The 20,777-nt window shown below is 55.7% G+C and carries 10 protein-coding genes; 1 reads left to right on the forward strand and 9 read right to left on the reverse strand.

Features of this window, described 5'->3' with window-relative positions; translation table 11 throughout:
- The first annotated feature begins 90 nt into the window (after positions 1-90).
- Positions 91-390 (forward strand): 4-hydroxythreonine-4-phosphate dehydrogenase PdxA, encoded by a 300-nt coding sequence (locus AC5RT3_RS19005; protein ID WP_494124947.1) that lies wholly within the window; start codon positions 91-93, stop codon positions 388-390.
- A 31-nt stretch (positions 391-421) separates the two neighbouring features.
- Here the strand turns inward: AC5RT3_RS19005 and AC5RT3_RS19010 are convergent, their stop codons facing one another.
- The 9 genes from AC5RT3_RS19010 to AC5RT3_RS19050 form a co-directional block, all read right to left on the reverse strand.
- Entirely contained in the window at positions 422-832 is a 411-nt protein-coding gene (locus tag AC5RT3_RS19010; protein WP_494124936.1) for a very short patch repair endonuclease, read from the reverse strand.
- Positions 833-1,106: 274 nt separating this feature from the next.
- Positions 1,107-2,600 carry a DNA cytosine methyltransferase gene (locus AC5RT3_RS19015; RefSeq protein WP_494124937.1) on the reverse strand — a complete coding sequence of 498 codons (1,494 nt, stop codon included), beginning with the start codon at positions 2,598-2,600 and terminating at the stop codon, positions 1,107-1,109.
- Between the two features lie 92 nt (positions 2,601-2,692).
- Positions 2,693-8,158, reverse strand: coding sequence for an ATP-binding protein (locus AC5RT3_RS19020; RefSeq protein WP_494124938.1), 5,466 nt, complete (start codon positions 8,156-8,158; stop codon positions 2,693-2,695).
- Positions 8,159-8,260: 102 nt separating this feature from the next.
- Complete coding sequence (locus AC5RT3_RS19025) at positions 8,261-9,697, reverse strand: hypothetical protein (RefSeq protein WP_494124939.1); 1,437 nt, start codon at positions 9,695-9,697, stop codon at positions 8,261-8,263.
- Positions 9,694-11,574, reverse strand: coding sequence for a hypothetical protein (locus AC5RT3_RS19030; RefSeq protein WP_494124940.1), 1,881 nt, complete (start codon positions 11,572-11,574; stop codon positions 9,694-9,696). Before AC5RT3_RS19030 ends, AC5RT3_RS19025 begins: the two co-directional genes overlap by 4 nt.
- Positions 11,575-11,932: 358 nt before the next feature.
- On the reverse strand, positions 11,933-15,121 hold the full coding sequence (locus tag AC5RT3_RS19035; RefSeq protein WP_494124941.1) for a sacsin N-terminal ATP-binding-like domain-containing protein: 3,189 nt from the start codon (positions 15,119-15,121) through the stop codon (positions 11,933-11,935).
- Positions 15,114-18,623, reverse strand: coding sequence for an SNF2-related protein (locus AC5RT3_RS19040; RefSeq protein ID WP_494124942.1), 3,510 nt, complete (start codon positions 18,621-18,623; stop codon positions 15,114-15,116). Before AC5RT3_RS19040 ends, AC5RT3_RS19035 begins: the two co-directional genes overlap by 8 nt.
- A 171-nt stretch (positions 18,624-18,794) precedes the next feature.
- Positions 18,795-19,184, reverse strand: coding sequence for a hypothetical protein (locus tag AC5RT3_RS19045; RefSeq protein ID WP_494124943.1), 390 nt, complete (start codon positions 19,182-19,184; stop codon positions 18,795-18,797).
- 515 nt (positions 19,185-19,699) lie between these two features.
- Positions 19,700-20,323, reverse strand: a complete 624-nt coding sequence (locus AC5RT3_RS19050) for an OB-fold protein (protein ID WP_494124944.1) — start codon at positions 20,321-20,323, stop codon at positions 19,700-19,702.
- Positions 20,324-20,777 lie beyond the last annotated feature (454 nt).

Here is a 20,777-nt window from a genome sequence, read left to right on the forward strand (position 1 = left end):
GCGGCGATTACGACCTGGTGGTCGCATACCCCACGACGGGGGCACAGGCTGGTGAAGGTGCTGGGCATCGAGGCGGGCGTGAACATCACGGTGGGCCTGCCAGTGATCCGCACGTCCGTGGACCACGTCGCCGCGTTCGATATCGCCGGCAAGGCCAGCGCCGATTCGCGGTCCATGGTGGGAGGCGCTGCACCAGGCGGCGGAGATGGCCACCCGTGTCTTCCTCGGCGCCGACGCCATCACCGCCGAGGACGGCATCTACGTAAGCTCGCTATGTCAAGGAGTTACAAAACCGGGGGCAATCCTTGGCCCCGCAACGAATGGATGTACCCCATGCACGCCGTGCTCCAACATATCTGGCACGCTCGGCGCCCCTATAAAGTGACGTAGGCGAACCCAGAGAGCGAAAATTTCACCTACTTCAAGGCCCGAGAAAGAGTTTGATGCGATGAAGTATGTCAGCACCAGTCGCTAGTTCACACTCCCAAACATCGAGATACGTCCAGCCTTGGTCTACCAATTGGACCCGCTGTCGCGCGTCCCGTGTCTGGTTGCGCAATCGTTTCTCAGCCCAGAAGCTTGTGTTACTTTTGGGTAGGCGTGACCCGACAGGGCAGTTGTGCCCATGCCAAAAGCAGCCATTGACAAAAATGACCTTCCTACGGCCGGCGAACACCAAGTCAGGCTTTCCGGGTAGCCGTGGATCATGAAGCCGATACCTGAATCCCTCGCGATGCAATATCCGTCGCAGCATGAGCTCGGGCTTTGTGTCTTTGGACCGAATTTTTGCCATGTGGGCGCTCCGGCGCCGAGGGCTCATGAAATCAGCCATGTTTCATTCTAGTTTTGTTGCGCAATCCGGACGGTCATGGCCCATTCGAATCGGGAGGGGCGGTCAGTACGGATGTAGGAAGCCGCTGACCTCAATAGAATCTAGAAGCCCGCCGCCAAGTAGAAGGGGCTGAGGTAGCTTGAGCTACAGGTGGCATAGTGAACGATCTGCTCTGCATGAAGTCGGCCGTCGCGGACACGCAACGTCGCGACAGCAGCTGTCCTGTCCCCATGCTCTTGCCTCGTTAGCCATTCAACCGATCGGAAGAATACAGCTAGGAAACCATTGCCGCTGTTGGCTGATCCAACCTCTCCGTGCCATATCCTGCACCCACGGCAGGGATAGAGGCCACGATGGCGTTCGCATTGTTAAAGAGGTCAATGATGGGTGCGATTTTCTTCCCGACCGCCAAAGCTTGCCAAGGGGACACGGCGTTGCCGACCTGAGTGTATTGAGGCACCTCGACACGACGGCGGTGGGAACCGGTGGTTTCCCTTCCAACAAATTCGAAGTTGTCCGGGAATCCCTGGAACCTCGCCAGCTCTCTAACCGTGAACGTCCTGGGTGCCACAGGATGACCATAATCATCCGGCAAAGTAACTACAGTCCGAGACGGGCCATCAGCTGATAGAACTTTTTGGCTGTGCTTCTTGGTAACAAGTGTGTAGGCAAGCCCTACGAGCTCATCAAGATCCTCAATTACGATCGAGGACCCTGTTGTCGACGTTAGCAACGTAACCGGACGCGGTACCTTGTGGAGCTCTTCCCTGGCTAGCCGAAGGGCCAAATCAGGAGGAAGAGAACTCATGACCGACAACAGGGACTGATCCAACCCGTTTTCAAGCATCATTCGGTAGAACGAAAATCGAGTTGAAACCCGCTCGTTGTGCCGTCTGGGCGTCTGATTCGGCGTCACACCGGATCGGTCAGAACGTTCTTGTATAAGCGCCTCAAAACTCCGAAGTCTGTCCTTGTACAGGATATTTCGTCCGCGATTGTGACCGTCCCAGCCATCAAGATCCGAAATTGCATCTCTGATCGTGAAGGCCTCGTGGGACCGCACAGTTGGAACAGGCGCCAAATCAGGAATGTTGGTTAGATCAATTCGATCAATGAAGTCCGACCTCCAGATCCCTGATGATGCTGTTATCCCAAGACGATCAGCCACATCATCTCGAACAGCAATTAACATCATCCGTGGACGGAACTGTGGGGCCCCGTAGTGAAGTGCGTTAACCAGAACGGGCTGCACAACGTAATGGTAGGGGCTATCGCCGTTGGAGCTGAGCGCCTGCTTGAGTTGATTAAAGGATGAATCTTCCCCTTCGGTAAAACTTCGACTCATTCCTACAACGTTCTCAATCACAACAGCCTTAGGGGAGGTGCGCTCAACAAAAGTCAGGTATTCCCAGGCCAGTTTATTGCGCAAATCGTCCTTATTCCGACGTCCAGCCATTGAAAAACCTTGGCAGGGCGGGCCTCCGACTACTAGGTCTAGTCCCAATTCCGCTGTGTCGCTTAGGCAATCTTCATGCGCCAACACATCGGAAAGGGGGCGTACAACAAGCCTACCTGCGATCTGCTTTTCAAGATCTGAAGCGACATAGTTGTTCCACTCAGTTTGGTCCCTAGCATCCCCAACTAGGTTGTGAAAAAAGGTTCTCGAGGCCATGTCAGACTTCTCGACAGCAAAGATCAGTCGGCCTCCGGCGCCCTCGATACCCAGGGAGAGGCCACCACAGCCGGCAAAAAGGTCAACGTATCTCATTACTCATTCCATGTTTCGCGCGCGTGGGCTGGCCACCGTCGGGGAGCGTGCGCAGGCCCGGACGCCGTGACGGTCCAGGCAGAGCACTCATCTTACATCTCAAAGTATGTGTAACCTCTGACAAACTCACCCGGATAGCCTAGGGAGATATAGAAAGCATGGTGATTTGGCAGGTGTGGAATCCGCGCTGCCGTCTGTTGGCTGACCTCCGGGAGGCCAAGGGAAGCCAACTGCTTCTGGGTTACCTGGGGTACCTTGTGGATGAACCAGGTGCGAAGAGGCTCAGCATAATTTGTTCCCGACGAGCTGAAGTGTGTTAGGTACTGAGATGCCAAAATCACTCCAAAACCAAATTCACGCCCCTGAAGTAGCAACTGTTCCAGAACGGGAAATTCGTACTCCATAATGTTCGTAGCCTCATCCACGAGTAAGAAAGAATTCAAACTACGCACCTGAGTAATCGTATTACCCGGCGTGAATGGCCACTTCTGCGACCTCAACATGTAGTCGTAATACAAATTAAGAAAGAGCACCACAAGTGCATTCTTCATCTGCTGGTTTGTTCCAAGCCCTTTAAGGTTCACCACGAGGACGCGGTCTCGAATTAGCTCGTCAAAGCTGCAAAGGTCATCAGAATTTTCGCTGAAAACACCGCCATATACAAAATCCGAGAGTATGGAGCTAATCGAATCAGGCGCTCCTGCATCAAGCTCATAAGCCTCTAGTACTTGACCGAGAGTTGGTGCATTGCCTTCATTTTCAGAAAAAAGCTGGCGGAGAACCCGACTTAACCTCTGTCGTTGTACAGGGCCTAAGTTCTTGTAAATTTTCTGCATGATGTCATAAAACTCCATTGCGCGCCTGTGTGCCTCGCGCGAGCTGTCGCTACCAGGTCGAGATAGGACATTCAGAGGTATGTCTTCCGGCTCAAGAACCAGTCCACCCACCTTCTCAAGGAAGTCGGGTTTCTGATAATCGCCTTTGTAATCAAAAATCAGAAATGAGACGGGATTATCCTGTGTCTTCTTAGCTTGTGAGCGAATCTTAAGAATAAGCGCCAACAAGAGTTGAGTCTTTCCTGTGCCGAGGTCCCCAACCACACCAACGTTCATCTGGTGCAGATCAGTGTTTCCGGGCCAAAAGACCGCGTCACCCTGGCCCACTGAATCGATGAGCTTGCCGACTGACACTCGCACTCCATCGCCATTATTCTCTAGCTTTTCCTGCCCACCGTCGCCTTCCAGTCCGTCGCCTTCGTTCGTCACGGAGTACTTTGATTCCTCAGGGGCAGTCCTGGCTTCAGGGAGGCTGGGCCCCTGCGTTCCTTCAACAACAACCTTTTTCTCAAATTTTTCTCGAGTAGCTTCCGCAAGTCCTCCACTCAAGCCGCCTCCAGAGGTTGCACTAGAATCATCGTCCAGCTCTGGGGTGGTTGCCCACTCCAATAAATGCCTCCAAGCCTTAGACATTTTGGAGTCGGTCCTCCCAGCATCTATCAGCGCAGCGCCCGTGTTCGCCGTAAACGCGCGCACACTCCCGTCCCGGTCCGGCTCACCGAACGGCTCTGAAACGCCGAAATCGCCTTGAGTGTCCCAGTCGACCACTCCTTGATGCGCAAAGTAGGCGATAAGGCCCTTACCAGCCTGGATCTCCACGTCTCCGGCGAGCAGCCGCGCGAACATGCGTCGCATGCGTTCGTGCTGACTCGACCTGGCCGGCTGTAGCTTGAGGCTCGCTTCCACCAGAGCTGCAAGGCCGTTAGCCCACAGCATTTTGTCCGCATTCGTCCCTTCGGAACGAATCCTGTTCCAAGACTCTCCCATTCTTCTCAGAAGAGCAGTGGAGGACGCTAATTGCTCCACTGCTTCATTGAGCCCTCCCGAATCAACACGTGGAAGGAGGGTTGGGCGGGTTTCCTTTGAATCTAATCTGTAACTTTTGATCTCGATTGGGGCCAGCGAGAGCCGTGAACCGTTGCACCTCAGCACAAGGAGATCAGCACGCCTATTAGAAGTGTCCACACTGGAGTCACCGGCGAGAGCATTCAAAAATGCGTCACAAGCATCAAGGGGAAGAATGAAAATATCCATATCTTCATCCACCGCCGCATCGGAAAGGGCTAAAGTCAAGTAGAATCCGATCGCACCAGATGCATGGGTCCCACCCATTGCCAAGAGCGACGACAAACCGATTCCCCGGGAGCCAAGGACGCCAAGGACCCGAGACACCAAAAGCTCGTCAGCTTCGGTCCCAAGGGCTCGCGTCAAAAGGGCTCCCACTTCGTCGCGGAAGCTCTCTGGCACTCTGGTGACGCTGATAAAGGGCCTGCGCTCTAATTTGATAGGCTCTCCTGCGGCTACATCCAGAAACGGTGGGCGCCATTCCCACAACATTTGCCGCCCGCCACTGCTCTGCTCCAGTAAATCCACCATGGATGAAGGGCTCAAGAAGGACTCACCCGAGACGGTCCAAGCAGCGGTGTCGGCATCCGATAATTGCGGAGCCAGTTCCGATTGGATGGTCGGCCCAAGGGAACTGGATTCAATTGCTCGAACTGCTGTTCGCAACTCGTCCCATCCTGTCTCTTGGATAAGACCAGGTCTCGCTTCGGAAAGAAAACTGTGGTCTTGAGATTCGGAATGCACTTCAAATCGTCGCAGAGGAACAGTCGCTAATACACCGCGATCATTTCCAGCAGTTTCGCGGTAACTTACTAGGCTACCTGAATCGCTCATGAAACGAATATCGCAGGAAATCGGCATCATTTGATTATTTGCATAGCGTTTCCAAGATAGCGGAGTACGAGGTGCCCGTTGCGCTTCGTCGAGAAGCCTTTGTATAGGAGGAGGGCCAACGCGCGCCAACGAGTCCCAAACGCGGACTCCGCCGGACAGCGGCGAGTCATCGTTAGTAACCCACAGCTCAATCTCATCAAGTACCGCATCGTCGACCTCAACGCTACGGGAGCTAGGCACCGAACCTGCAAGATCCACAGTCAAGGTGCTCACATGCGAGTTCAGTCGGAGGTAGTTCCTGATTGCCGACGTCGTCGCGCCGCCCGTTAGACCGCTCGACGAGCTACCAACTCGGAATGTTCCCACTTGAGTTGGAGCTCTTAGTGGTCTTGGAGATCCAAGCGGGGCGGGGACCAGCATCGACCACCCTAGGAACATTTGGCCCGGGCCGGAGTCCGAAGGGATTGCTACCAATTTATCCGTCTGAGAACTGCCCGGGCCGAAAAATGGAAGATTCCAACCCTCGACCGTGCCCGCAAGTACCTTCGCAAGCTCGGACTCCCACAATGCATCTTCGACGGATGCCACCCAGGCCAGACGAATCGGATGAAGGGGACTAAGGAGTACGGCACTGCAATCAAAAGGCTGAGTCTCGTCCCAAATACTGACGCTGAATGGATAAGACGCCCAGAAAATCCCATACGTATCACCGAGGTCTTTAGCCTTCTGAACAAGATGCGAGTAAGCGGTGAGGTAATCGTTCAGGGCAACCCCGCTCTCCTCCTCACATAGGAAGCGCCATGAGACTCTCGACGGCCAAAAATGCGCCGGGCCGGATGGGCCAACGGCAGTTAAGCTTGCCGAAATAGCAAGATTATTAAAGCACTGTACAAATTGCTTCAACTCGTTCGATTCGGTCAGTTCTGCCGAAACTCTAAACTTTGGAAATTTCGAAAAATACTTATTGAGCGGCTTTGCAGTCTCAATATTAGCGGGACCAAAATATTCCGTTTCATCCAAATTGAATTCTGAGTGCGTCGGCACTGCTATATGTCCGAGAGACCGTGCCCAATCGTCCTCAAATATGCGTTTGCCGACTATTCGCTCATATTCACCCTGCAAGGTCGCCCTGGCGACGAGCGGAATCTCCTGCGCATCCACGGTCTGCTGTTCTATCGCTGCCAAAATGGGTGATTCGAATTTTGCGCTGGTGTCCGGAACATACAAAGTGAAGGGCTCGTCATCAACAAGAAGGTGGAATACGCCGCTGGGTTGAATGTCAAATCGATGTACACCGATACGCCCTTCCAACGGAGGCATGATTCTTCCGTTGATGGTCGCTGACTCCGCGGAGCTGAGGGCCAAAATTGTGTAAATTGGGTAGGAACGGTCCAGCTCTTGGTCTAGAGGATCACTAGACGCAGTAGACGATAGCGTCTGGGCGCAGACCGCGATCGCCTTTCCTGCCGATCCGTTCTTCCGCCTGGGAATACAAATTAGTGCGGGTACTTGCGGAGGCATCACGCAGACCTTCGCAGCAGCAGCCAGATCGACAATATTGACCATAGGATCATTCGACTGGCAGGCGACAGAGATTCTCCGGACCGACATCGAATACTTCGGCGCGGAGGAACTGGACAACGTAAAGGCGAAAGCGCCTTCAAAAATGAGATTATCGGCATCAATACCTACAATTCCGCCGATCCAGGTATAGGCCTTCCCTTCAATAGCGATGGAAATCTGGGTCTGCTCAAGTTCCTGCTCGGTTGGCATCGCCTTGAGAGGAACGCGAAGCCGCACGGTTTCACTCAAAACTACATGTTTTCCCGATTCCAGCATCGCCACCACTGATTTGAGAAAAGAGTCGCTCCCCGCAACATCTATATCAACCGTAAGAAGTCGGCCTTCGAGATCTTCAACCCTTAGTTCGGACTCCGTCCCAACTGTGTGGCTAGGATCCAGAAACTGCCGTAATGTCAAGCTGGCGAGAGCTTCTATAAGCTCCGGCTTCTCACGAGCATGTGACTGCATCGCATCCAGCCCGTTGTGGCTGGCTGCCATCCGTTGGTCAAACTTTTCCCACGGAACGTCCTTCATCGGGTGAGGATCAGTAAGTGTGTCGGGGTGATGTGTAAGTTGACTCGCACTCAGAATAATTGATTCTTCGCTCGACCAGTACTTGTCGAAAGCCTCTGCAATCTTCTTCCCGAGAGCCGCACTTCCCCGCTGTTGATGGGCCAAAGGCAATCCAAAGCAGGCAAAACTATACCGCTCAATCAGATCATTGAGGCTCTCGCCAGAGTTCGTCACCGCAGCTGCCTTAAGGAGTCCGGCAAGGCTGCTTAGGCCCTGATCGATACAGTTGAACCAGTTTGTGTTCCAAGGCGTGTTCGACTGGCCAAACGAGAATTCAACGTGCTGGACAAGCTGAAAACATCGTTCCAGTGCCTGCCAAGATCTGTCGAGGCCGCGGGAATCAAAGCCTGCTAGGCCGGCCCGCTCCAGTACCAACGCAAGTGCCGCTTGGGCGATGCTGGCCATGTTAAACCGTTGCGGCGTGTTGGACGCGGGGAAGGCCTGCCCTAGAACTTCCGAGAATGATCCATCAAAGGAAGCGAGTTCCGGGGGTTGACCAAGAACCACCACGAGCCGATGCCGCAGACGGTACTTCAAAATTGAGGAGGAATTCAAATATAGACACTCAGGATCGTCCTTCCTCTCTGGCCCGTCGCTAAGCAGGACAGCCAGAGGCTGCCCTGCTTCGTCAGAATAACCTCTTTCGCGGTGGCGAACATTCGCGGCGCGAACAATAGACTCCGCCACCTGAGCACTTATACCCGGCGGGAGATACGCCACACGCAGTCCGTCCCCATCCTCGAGGAGAAACCCAACCGCACTGCCGAGTATGCTTGTTTTCTGATTCAACTAGAAAGCACTTTCTATGAGGACGCCTTGATCAGCATCTGCACTATTTCTCGCCAACCCAGCTCTCTCGAGATATTGGATCAGGTCGCGCAGTCCCGGACGGGCGCCGAGCCGTCCGAGGTCACGGAGTAAGTCACCGGCGTCGCACTCCCCTCTCGGCCCGGGACAAGCCAGACTGGCCATAACGGCAATCCATTCGATGCCAGGGGATGGCTCAAGGTAGCGGGTTCCCCGACGTCTTAACAGCCCGTAGTAGTCTGCGTAGTCTCCCTGCGCTTCGCGGGTTGATAGAGCATATTGAACCGCTTCCCATGTGTTCTTCCCGATGTCCCGCGGCGGATTCAGGGCCTCTACAAGTAAATTGCGTAGCTCGTTGTCCGAGCGCATAGCAGACAACTGGCTGTCGAAAGATGGGTCGGTGTCACTGTTCCTCCCTTGCCAGCTTTCAATGCAATCCTTAACACTGTGACCGCGATCAATACGTTTCTTGAGAGGAGACGAAACATCGCGCATCGCTGTGCTCAAGTGATGTGCATTCCAGACCAAAGGGACGCTCATTTGACTACGGACGGAGACAACGCTGAGTGGCTCAACTGAATCGCTCAAGATTTGTCTCGCAACAGCTTCGTACCATGCCGCCTCCCAGAGGTAGCCCATTGCCAATCCCAACCGCAGCACGGTCGTCGCCCAATCGACCCAAACACGTGCGGGAAGCGAAGTAACCCAGTCCTCGCTTGTGATAAGAGTCCATTTATCAAAAAACCATTCGAACGGGGTACCAGCAAGCTGCCGGCTCCACCATGGATCCCCGTGGATTGGGGCGGTCTCCACTCTCTGGATGTCTTGTCTCAGGAGCGCTGAGGCCGCAGCCTTGTCCATAGCCCGAAGGAGTGGGTCGTCATCTAGTCGGTATTTATAGGCTTCCGCAAGTAAGTCGGATGCACCTGGACCGGAGTAGCCGAAAGGCGCCCCCAGAGCAAACATGGATTCCAAGATAAGACCAACTTCTGCGGGACCCTTCTTATTTAGTAGGCCGGCGAGGTTTTGCATTAGCGCGAATGCCGGGGACAAGGGGCTAGCAGGTTGAGACTTGCTGCGGGGGGACTTCGTTCCAAGTACGCTCGTGGAGACTGCTTCACCGAGCACCAATTTGTAGTCGCTAATTCCCTTGAAACCCGTCTTGAGGCCTTGCGCCTTCAGCTCCTTGTCAAACTCCAATAAACGGGCATCCACCGGCATAAAAGAATGAATCTTAAAGCTTCGAAGATCCTCATGCGATTTGCGGTAAACAAATCCATTTAGATTTTTGTACTGTTTTGAAAAAGATGTATCATAAGCTAGCCATGCTAAGGAAGAGATAAAAACTTCTGATGCAACAAAGTATTGTGGCCTGCGAAGAGGGAGGACTAGCTGAGAAGTTCTTGACCTGACCATCACTGCCCCCTCTCTGAAACTACAAACTGAAACTCTGAATCGTCTTTCACGGCTACAAATTGAGTGGATTCTCTGAGCCGATCTGGGATCAGCCTCGCTGCACGAAACCTTTCTAGTCGCGGAGCCGACGAACTAGTGCGCTCCGTGACGCCGGGATGCTGATCCGCTGCAGCCAGCGCTTCCCTCACCATGGAAAAATCAAAGGTCATCTCCGATATTGCACGGGACTTTTCTTGAAGGACTAAAAAAATAGTTTCTCCATCTATTCGAGTGGAGAAGTCAAGATCGGTTGTTGAAATCGCCAACTTTGCCACTGGCGATGTCCCTTGAATGGGATTCGTGCGGCTATCAAAGATCGGGATCAAAGACTTTGACCCTGCTTGCCCGGGTTTGCGTAGGGGAGTCAGAAGCGCCCGGATGCCAGGTTCGACCTGGCTTGGAAGTTCCCCCGGTAGATTCCACACAGCAGTCCAGAGGGATACCTCGTTTCTGAAGGCCGGAATACCGTGGGCAACCGCATATAGGCGGGTCAAGTATGCGCCGTACCACGACGCATATCTACGGCGATCCTGAGGCGGGATCTTTTGCCGGAGAACCTGGCAGTACGCCGAATCAAGAGCCTCATCGAAGGGTGTGACGATCTGATCGAAGGTCTCGTCGCTCTTCGTTCTACGACGCAGCGTTCTCAGCGGCGAGGCATCCAGACTGTGTCCCATGAACGATTCGGTTACGACGTCACACCATCCACCCAGTTCGTTTGGATCATAGCGACCGGGAAGTGCGTCTCTTATAGGATCGACTTGCCAGGTGAGTCTCGTCACCGGGTTGCGGTCAACATCAGATTTGGCTGAACCGCTCGCCCCGAAGATAGCTTGCGCGAAGCGAAGGTCCCCCATTTTTTGCCATTCCCCAAAATCTACGGGCCCCTCTGAGGTTCCACGAATGGCAAGGGTAGCCCTTTCTTGCAGTCTTGACCGGTCAATTTGGTCGGGAAGATCCCCCACAATTGCCCGAACATAAACGCCCCACAACTCTCGATATGAGAACTTTTGCCCGGCTACTATCTCCGCGGCGCGCATGATGTTTAGCAACCCCGCCTGAACGGATTCATTGTTAAGCGACAGAATGTTTGCCGTGATTGGATCTTTGCCTATGTCCTGTCCGGCAAAGGAGGAAGCGAGTGTTCGGCCGACTTCAGAGAGTAGCGCTCCCGCCGGCAGTGAACCGACGGCTACTTCGTGACGTTCTGTAAAGAGTTTGATCTCATAGGGTGAGGCGTGAAGAACTAGGCTGTTTTCTTCATGAGCAGAGATGTTTACTACGGGTCGCTCTTCCATAAGCGAGCAGACATCAGCAAAGACAACGCAAACTGTAGCTAGTTGCATATCCCCGTCGTACAGATCTCCGGAGGAGATGTAATCCGCAGAAACAATATTTCGGAAATGCAATCCCACCTTTTGTGATTCCACACCTGTCTTCTTGTGGAGCCAGGAGATCAAGTACTCGCTTGCGGACAATTGGACCGATTTTTGCCGTCTAATTGACGACACTTCTTCAACAAGTACGCCTCTGTTCACACACGCAATTAGATGACAGGAATTCTCGAGCGATTCGGCAATGTCGTCCGCCAGTAGAGTACGCCCGGATGAGTCTTCGGAGATCGTCGCGTCATTTATAAGCAGCACGTCGGATGCACCGGTCGTATAACGATACGTTCGGTGTGCAAGCCCGTCCCACCGCGAATCCAGAGGCTCAAATTGTTCAACTATTTCCGCCGCGGCATGAGATTTCCCTGCACCTGGGCCTCCGACGAAGAAAAGAAGTGCAGGCACTGTCCGCTGCTGCAACGAATCCACAAACCAGTTACTTGCTTCCTGCATGCCAGCTGGCCTCGGAGCAGTAGGCCAATGTTCACTATTTCCGGAGGTTGGCTCGGCAGCCACTCGCGCTCCACCAGTTGCCTTGTCCCACAGCTCGCCCACTATGTCCCAGCCTGCACCCACTGATGCCCCCTCCTGTCAACCCCTCGGTTGCTCCACCTTCGGACCAAAGTACCATTGCGGCGGAGCGTAACTATGGTTGCCATGCTTGCCGGAGGAACTCGATTCTCATTGTTCTGGCAGCGTGGGGTCCTACAGCAGGCCGCCATCGGACGGTGCGATGCCGGGGATGACTCAGGCCGAGCTGGGCATGAGAAGGATGCCTACAGCTCGAGGGCGAGGCCGAAAGCTCACTGACTTACGTGCGCTCGTCCCCGGCCGCACCGAGGGCCGCCTGAAGATCGATCGCGTGCTTGCCGGTGAAACGGATTTTTACGCGCTTGCCGTTCAAGACCAGGGGAATCTCGACGGCACCCTGGCCCTCCTCAATCTCAGTGCTGGCCAGTACCTCAAGAAGAGCGTCATTCCTCGTTTCACGTGCATACCTGTACAGCGCTGCACACAGCGGGCACAGCGCAACAGCGTTGGCCGTGTGCACCTGCCTGCGCGCGTTAATGAAGCGGATAGATTCGAAGTACCATTGGCCTCCCACCTTAAATGGGAGCGGCTTGTGGCACGCCTGGCAAAACATTTCGCCCTGCTCTGTCGTGTACTGCCCGCGCAGGTACCCCTTGGATTCGAGAGCGGCCTGACTCTGCCCATCAACAACGCTTCGCAACAGCAATTGGGTCTGGTGGTTCGGGGCACCGATGGCGTCTTGCGCAGCCACTGTTGACCGCCGCCTCGCATCGTTGGAAGCCGACTCAGGAAAGCGGCGGGACGCCGCCCGCTCCCTGATGAGGTCCCTGAGTTCGGCGCTAGTCAGCCCTGCCTCTTTGGCCTCGCGGAGGACGTCGATGCCGTCGTCCGCGAGGCCCTCGTCCCGCAGGAAGTGGCTGACACCTTCTTCCTTCTGGCGCCGTTGAACGGCATCCCCACCGAAGTCGATCTTATGCACAAGTGAACTCGCGGTCGGCCGTTCCCAATCGTCAGGAAGGTCATCGGTCGTCAACTCTCTGGGAAGCCGCAGATCGCCATTTCTATCGAACACCCACGCTTTAGCCTTGAGTTTTTGCGCCAGTTGGGATTCGAAGACGTAGCGGGGCGCACTATTGTTCGCTCGATACACCGCTCCGGCTTTCTCTGCTTTGGCGTTTACGACGGTCTGCCACAGGGTACGCATCAGGTCCCGATTGCCGGACTCGATAATCTTGTCCAGGCCCTCAATGTCCCAGTCGACCTTTTCGGTGTACGCACTTCGGCGGTTATTGATCCACCACCTTTGTTTCAATTGTGGGTTGTCGAAAACGCTGCTGGCCGTTATCTCGATGCCCACGATGGAACCAGCGAGTTTAAGGAAATCCTCAAAACCATCGATTTCAACGTAGTAGCTGGCCACTGGATACGGCTTTCCGTAGTACGCAAATTGTCCGGTGGACCTGTAGACATACGGGACCCAAGGGTAGAGGGATGAGAGCCCTGTCGCCCTGTAGGGAAGGTCGAGGTAGCTCTCGCTCGGGGAAATCCACTTCACTGAGCCGTCGGGCTGAAGTGTGGTGAGAAAGGGCACGTTCGTAAAGAGGCGTCTGGCGGATTCTCGATTTGAAAGGGCATACCGAGCGAAAGCCCTGACATCGTCGAGGTGCTTTGTAAGCCTATCTCCATCAGGGATGGGGCGGTTTGGTGCCTTGTATGCCTTCAGCCGCGCCTCGACCCGCGCCGATTCGTCCCAACGCCGGACGCCGGCGGCGTTGTAGAACGCCTTCAAGTTGGTCGAGCGTGCTTGGTCTTCATCGTCGTCGAAGTACGCGAGTTCCGTCGGAACGCGTGCCTGGACGTTGTCGTTGCGGCCGGACGGAAGATATGTGTCGGGACCCTTTACATGCTCGTACTTGCCCCGGCGACTTAGTCGAACAAGCGGGATTAGAGCTAGGCCGCTCAACTGATGGGTGGAGTACCCTCGCCCCAGCAGTTGGTAAAAGTTAACTATCGCGACGTTGCTCTTGGCAGCCAACCAGTCGAGCCATCCCGGTAGGTAATGATCGTCGGGATCGCCGAGGTCGATTGCCTTGTCAAGGGCTTCTCCCAGCTCGGACCAGGTGAACTCAATTGTGTTGAGGCCTCCAAGAAACTTACCCGCACGACCGTCACGATCGCGGATCCAGCGAGGGGTCCGGTCCGTCTCAATTTCGGCCATGTCGAACAGGAACTCAAGGTCATCCTCTGCCAGCCAGTTTCTGAACTCCCCGGGACTCGAGACGAGTGACTTCGCCGGCGCATGTCCGCTGCCTCGCGCTGGGGTAATTTCAAGTTCATTGAAGGCTTGGACGACCGCGGCCCGGATGAGGTTGTAAGGGTGGCCTACGGGATCGTCATGATTGGGAAGAGTCGCAAGAAAGGTGTCGTCGATCCGCCCCTGATCACACAAGCGTGGCAACGCGTCGACGATCAGCGCTGCGATGTCTCCAACAAGACGGACGTTGTCTGGCTCATCGCGGACGCTGTCCCGGGCCACAGTGGAGGCGAAGGGCGCATGAATGTGAAACTTCAGACCAGACGACTCCTTCACAGCCGGGAAGTAGATCGAGACGTCGCCCTGGTCCAGTGGAACGATTGACCAAGGCGGCGCGCCCGGGGCGTCCTCTCCTTCCTTTTGCTTCCCACGCTTAGGCTTCGCCGGCGTGCCCAGTACTAGTCGGAATGCCGCTGCTACGGAAAGTGCACGGGAGCCGTCGCTCTGTTCGACACTCGCCGGGCCGACGAGGCGCAACCAGTGGGACTCGACGAAATCCTCACCTTCTGACTTCTGAATCTTAATGACATGGTCGTCGAGATCCTGGCGCTGGATGATGCCGGGAGTTCCGTCGGGAAGGGTATAGGTCACCGCGGTGATGTGGTTGAGGAAGAGCAACGTCTTCTCGTCAAGTTCTTCGAGCCCCCGCGTCACCTCTTCAACGGCAACATTGGCCGGCTTCTCTTGGCGGTTGAATGGAAATTGGAAGGTGGTCCACCCCAGAGGGGCACGGCCGTCAATCCGCTCGTTTACAAAGAGGTCTTCGATGGCAAACGAGTACGTACCAGATCTGATTTCGGGCCGACTAGTGTACGAGTAGACTGCTTTGAAGCCGACTCCGAACTTGCCTATTTGGGTTGGGTCATCCTTCTTCGTGGAGTCACCGATGTTCGTGATCGAGTCGATGTCGTTCAGCGAGAAAGGCCTTGAGCCGTTGTGGCGCACTTCGAGGCCCGAGTCATGCAACTCAAACTCGACGACGGTCGCATTCGCATCCTCGGCGTTTTGAAGCAGCTCGTATATGAAGTGGGCGTTGTCAGGGTATAGCTCGGAGAGAAGCCGGCGAATGCCCGCTTCAAAGCCCTTCTTCTTCTTGTGGGCCTCAACTATGGCGCGCCCAGCGGCCGCGATACTCTCAAACGTAAGGTCAGTCACCACTAACGACCTCGACGATCCCAGAGCAGAGGAGTGAAGTGGTGACATCGCTCCGTTGGATGCCTATTTCGAGCTTCTTACGGCGGGTTTGAAAGTCATCCTCGAGCGAGCGTAGTTCCGACTCCCGCATCCGGCGAATGTTGTCATGCGACGCCTTTCCGATCTGGTCTTCAAGGAGTTGGACTCGGGCAAGGTGAGTCGTTGTCAGCGATGCCAGCTGGTTCTCGATATGCCCGCGCGTTCGCTCTAAGTGCTTCGCTCGTGAATCAGTCCACGCCTCGTAGTGCCGTTCATCGAGGTCAGCAGCAGCATGCGAGCCTGCGGATGAAGATGAGTCCACGGCCTCCACTAGGAGACGAGTTAACTCGTCGGAGAGTATCGGATCGGCGGTGGTCACAACCACTTCGAAGTCATCGCGCGCACCTAAGTATGTCCACGCGTGAATAGCAAGCGGGTAGTGACCAGCAGGGACAACCGTCGACTGCACACGCAGAGCCACGGTCGTCTCCGGGGCAAACCCCTCCTGCTGAGCTGCGGCCGCACGTACCAGCTCGTGAACTGGCGACAAGAGTTCAATCTGGTCGCTGTCAGCCAGGCTCGGGTCGAAGGTAAGTCTCCTCGACTGATCTGTTCCGCGGCTCAGCCATCGCTGCCACTGCGAGCCACTCTCGGATGCGATCGCCCGGGCATCTTCCAACAGGATAGAGCGGACATCCTTGTTTGGGCGCAGCACTGCCAGCGGACGCTCAAACAGCGAGTCCGCTCGGTCATAACCGAGGTCACGTAGGTACCGCTGCACCAGGCGGGCCAGCTGACTAGATGCGAGCCATGGGCTGGCAGCCTGCTCTACGCCCTCGGCATCGAGCCTCCTCAACGGGAGACCGAAGAGGGCACTTTCGCGCTCCTCAAGCTCCTCTTGCTCTTGAATTCGGCCGATCCTGTTGTCCGCGAGCTGCTGCAAGCGGGCCTCGCGCTCACGCTCAGTGAGCGTCAGATCTTCGCCGATCTTCCGAATCTCCCGCGTGAGCTCGCCGAGAATCGCTTCGCTGCCGCCGAGGGCTCGCTGGAATACGCCGATCCTCGCTAGGCACCGCTCGAAAATGAGTGCATCGACGGTGCCGCTAACAATCAGGTTCTTGATCGCGATCGATTCGCTCCGCTGCCCTCGGCGATCAATGCGGCCAATTCGCTGCTCAATACGCATGGGATTCCACGGTAAGTCATAGTTCACGAGGGCATCACAAAATTGGTAGTCCAAACCTTCAGTACCCACCTCGGAAGACAGCAGAATGTCGAGGGCATCGGCTTCCCCTTTTTCCTTTGAGAACCGAGCACGGAGGTCTCGTCGCTCATCGTCCGGGACTCCGCCATGCACGAGCCCTACCCGGGCGCCTGTAGATTCTAGATGAGCGAGTAGGTACCGGAGAGTGTGTCGGAAGGTGCTGAAGACCAGAAGCTTGTTATTGGGCAGCCGCTTCTTCTCGTCGACGTAGCTCATAAGTCGTTCGCGCTTTGGGTCCTCCTGCAAGCTCGCAGCACGCGCAGCGATCTCCCTGATTTCGGCTACGAACGAATCAAACATGGACGAGTCCAATTCATCCACCTCTACATCGGCCTCGCTCAGCTCCTCCGCGGAAAGCTTGCGCTGGAGGAGGTCCTCGACGAAAGGCGCCAGCCCGTTTAGACAACTGGCTGCCTGCCGTTGCAGGGTTGAAAGCACGAAGTCAAGTGATTGACCATGCCCCCTGCTTGTCGAGATACGGCCGGCAAGGTCCAGCAGATCTCTGTGAACTGCAGCTTGATCCGGCGTGAAATCAACTTCGAACGTTTCCGACTTGCGCGTGGTGAAGGAACCAATATCCCGGCGGCGTGTTCGGTTGATGAGACCGGAGAACGTGTTGAGTGACTGCGCGAGTCGCAGGGCCTTGACGCGCTCGTGATCCGCGACTTGCTCCTGGTCCAAGAGGTCGCGGATTTCCTGTGTCCGAGGGTTCGTGCGCAGGACTCGGCTTCCCCACGGTGTCTCAAGCGCCCCCGCCAAAGCATCCAGCGCTAGGTTCTGCCAGTCGTCCGCCGCGATCCGGACAGCGCTCTCGACTTTAGCGAGGTAGGCATTGGGTTCGCGCATCAGGTCAAACGTCTGGTTGTCGACAAACGTGTCTGGCCGGAGCAATCGTAGGAGGGTCCGCAGATCCTCGCTGCCTGTCTGGATCGGTGTCGCGGAGATGAGCACAGCCGCTTCTGCGGTATCTAAAAGATGTTTTACGACCCTGTGACTCCAGGTTTCACTGTTCCGAACGTGGTGCGCCTCATCAACGATCACTAAGTCGAACTTGACCGGCGGGAGGAGTGAAACCAGCCCTGGTCGGGGCTTGCGCCGAGTGTCATCGCCAAGGAGGAGTTTCTCGTCAAGCAACGAGTACGGGAGAATTGCTTTCCTGTATCGCGAGGGCCAGCGCCCCTCTGCTCTGGTCTCATCGATGCAATGGCGCAGCATCTCCGTGTCCAGGTGCGCGAAGTCCTCGTCAAAGCGCTTCAACTCGCTCCGCCACTTGTTCTCCACGACCAGCGGCTTGGGGCAGATCACCAGAATCGAGTCAAGCCGCTGGCGCGCCTGCAGCTCCTTGATGATTAAGCCCGCCTCGATCGTCTTGCCGACGCCGACGTCATCTGCAATCAGGAGTCGCGGACGATCGGCATTGATCAGCTTCATGACGGGCCGGTATTGATAGGGCTCGTACTCGATGCGGCCGGTGTTGAGCGAGTAAAGCCTGTTTACTGAGGGATGAAGAACGTGAGCGGCTGTAAGCCGTGCCGTGAGCTCCTCGGCCACGATGTGCTCACCCGATGTCGTCTCAACGACTTCAACCTGTGATTCGAAGTAGGTCTGCGTCATCTGGCCGTGGAAAACGGTCAGTCGGAGTTGCGGGCCCGAGGTTTCGACATGTGTGACGACACCTGTCAGTTCCGGCCGTGCCCTGACCCGGACGATGGCTCCCGGTGTAAATCGAGTAGGCACGGGTGGCGCAGGGGCAGGTACCGAATCGGACCCCGCAAACGGTGCAGGAGCAAGTCCCTTTAGGGCTGCTGTCCGGGCGCTCGCCAGTTGCTCTGCCTCTAAACTTCCTGGGTCAAGAGCATTAGCTAGGAGCGCGAGTGTGTCCAGGTCTCGGTAGGCACGATCCAAGCTGGGCTCGCGACCCGGTGCGTCGTGAGCCCAGCGGTTCCTGACACTGGAGGCTTCCTTCAACCAGTTGCGGTCGTCCCATTTGACTAAGTTCTTCCCTCTAAACAAATCCCAGTTCTGATCCACAACCCTGAGAACGGCTGCCACATCCAGCTCCGCCAGACTCGTCCAGCCGTTCTCATCGACCAATGCTCGTTGCTGATAGGTAAGTTTGGCTAGGACGCCCTGATTCCACCACTCCGGCCCAAGAGCTGGCAGCTCACGCTCTAAAAATCGGCGCACTAGGATGCCAAGTGTCGCCAAGTGTTCACGCACGTACTTACCCCCAAGCTAAAGTCACTAGTCGGCACAAGGTTAGCGATGTAAAAGGATTACCGACAGGGGTCGGCACGCAAATAAGATCCTGCTAGCCACATTGCTATGACATAAAGGGCCCCGTAGCGATGGACCTTCAAGGTACTGCCAGAGGTCCTGTTCCAGTGGGAGTCAGACTCCAGCACCAAAGGAAATAATCGTCGGATCTGACTTCTTACTTGACGAGAAGTCAACTTCCTCAAATACCGCGCCTAATATCGTGGTCTTGTCGGGAACCATGAATGCCCATGTCATTGGCGACTCGAAGCCCGGCTGCAGTTGGGCATTGCATTCGGGGTTGTCTTTTATTTTCCGATTGTCCTCGATCGGACTGTAAACCTGAGAAGCCGAGTTGAACGTCTTTATGTCGATGGGATAGCTACAAGTCAGGTCGATAGGAGCCATGGAGTTGTTGGTGACTAGGGAAGTGACGATTATGTACTTCCCTCCGGCCTGCGCTGGCACATCTTCATACGTTTCATATCCACTACCCGAACGGTAGTTGGAGGTGTTCAGCGTCACCGTTGGAGAGGCTACCGCTGAGGTTACCTTGATTTGGATTCCTCCTTAACTGCCACATCCCCTATCTGAGCAATGGGAACTTTTGAAGTTGGGGTAGGGGTTGGCGTTGGTTTTTGGGTGCGAGTAGCGGTCGAAGTGGCGACCGGCGATGCTGATGGCGACGAACCAGCAGGGGCCGCAGACGGTGACCCGCAGCTCGTCAAGAAAGCGAGGCCGACGGTGACAAGCGCTAGAGCTTTGAAATTCATTCTTTCCTATTGATCTAAGTAACATTGCTCGACCAACGCCGTCGCTGAACGTGTTTGAACTGGCACATGGAATAACTGGGTGGGCAGCAGCATGTAACGTGCCTGGAGTCTTGATGCCTCCGGCGCCCTGGCTCGTCTGAAGACCAGCGCAAAGTTCTGGAAGGTTTCCTTCCCGCTTCAGCCGATCATGCTGCCGTTGCAAGAACAGCCAAGGCCTGCCCCTCCTAGTAGAGGCAGGCCTTGGACCAACGAGAATGGGAGCTCTGGCTAAAGGACCTCGCAGGACTTTAACTCGACGCCGAGGTCGCCGCCGTCCTGGAACGTTCCCCGAACCGTGATCGTGCTTTCGGGCACAACAGTCGCTGCTTTCGCAGCCACCACGTCATTGCAGTTGACCGTCAAGAAGCTGTACTGGTCGCCGTTGTCGAGCCGTACGACGTACTGGTCCTTATCAAGGAACTCGGTGTCAACTTTATCGACGCTGCCAGTGACCTGCAGGACCTTCCCCTTGTACTTCGCGTCGGCAGCGGCCTCGTTGCCCTTGAAGTCAGCGAGTAGCGTGGCCGCGTCAACCGGCACAGCCTCGGGAGCCGCAGCCTGGGCGGGTGGCGCGGCCGCTGCGGGGGCTTCTGATGCTGCTGGTGCTGGTGCTGGTGCCGCAGCAGGTGCCGCTGCCGACGATGCGTCTACCGCAGGAGTGACATTAGCTGCTGTATCGTCCTTGCCGCCGTTGGCAATCGACGAAATTATCCAAACCAATACAAGGGCCAGCGGGATTATGAAGCGCTTCTTTTTAAACCACGGGCGAGTTGCTTTGCGGTATGCCTTATCGGCTGCGGCTTGAGCTTTGCCGTCTCGCTGCGCTTCGGGCAATGTTGTGTTATCTGTCATTGCAAATCCTGTCTAAGTTGTTGGCTAATTTCTCTGGTGGATTGTCTGCCTGCGTTATCACTCAGATTTAGCCCTGCATCAAACAAATGACAGGTTCGCCCCCAAGAACAAACTATAACCACACATGAAGCCGAAGCTGTGCGTTCCCTGATAATTACGACCGTGTGTGACGCGGAAGAGAATCACCTCGACCGCAAAAATCAATTTATGATCAAGATTTGCGCATTTTTGGCCGAGAAGCGGAAGGGCTGCACTCTCCAGATGATAATCGACATGGCCCTTTGGCATTGCCGAAGCGACGTGAAGATATCCGTAGCCTGGCGCAGTAGCTTATTTGCATGATCCGGTCCATATCGCAGTTCCTCTGATGCTCATGACGGGGGGGGGGGGGGGGGGGGGGGGGGGGGGGGGGGGGGGGGGGGGGGGGGGGGGGGGGGGGGGGGGGGGGGGGGGG

The organism is Arthrobacter sp. Y3221159 (assembly GCF_059089885.1).

Bases quoted from the DNA above. Each gene is read 5' to 3' on its own strand.
- AC5RT3_RS19010 (WP_494124936.1), bottom strand. From the start codon at position 832: ATGGCTGATTTCATGAGCCCTCGGCGCCGGAGCGCCCACATGGCAAAA.
- AC5RT3_RS19015 (WP_494124937.1), bottom strand. From the start codon at position 2,600: ATGAGATACGTTGACCTTTTTGCCGGCTGTGGTGGCCTCTCCCTGGGT.
- AC5RT3_RS19030 (WP_494124940.1), bottom strand. From the start codon at position 11,574: ATGCAGGAAGCAAGTAACTGGTTTGTGGATTCGTTGCAGCAGCGGACA.
- AC5RT3_RS19050 (WP_494124944.1), bottom strand. From the start codon at position 20,323: ATGACAGATAACACAACATTGCCCGAAGCGCAGCGAGACGGCAAAGCT.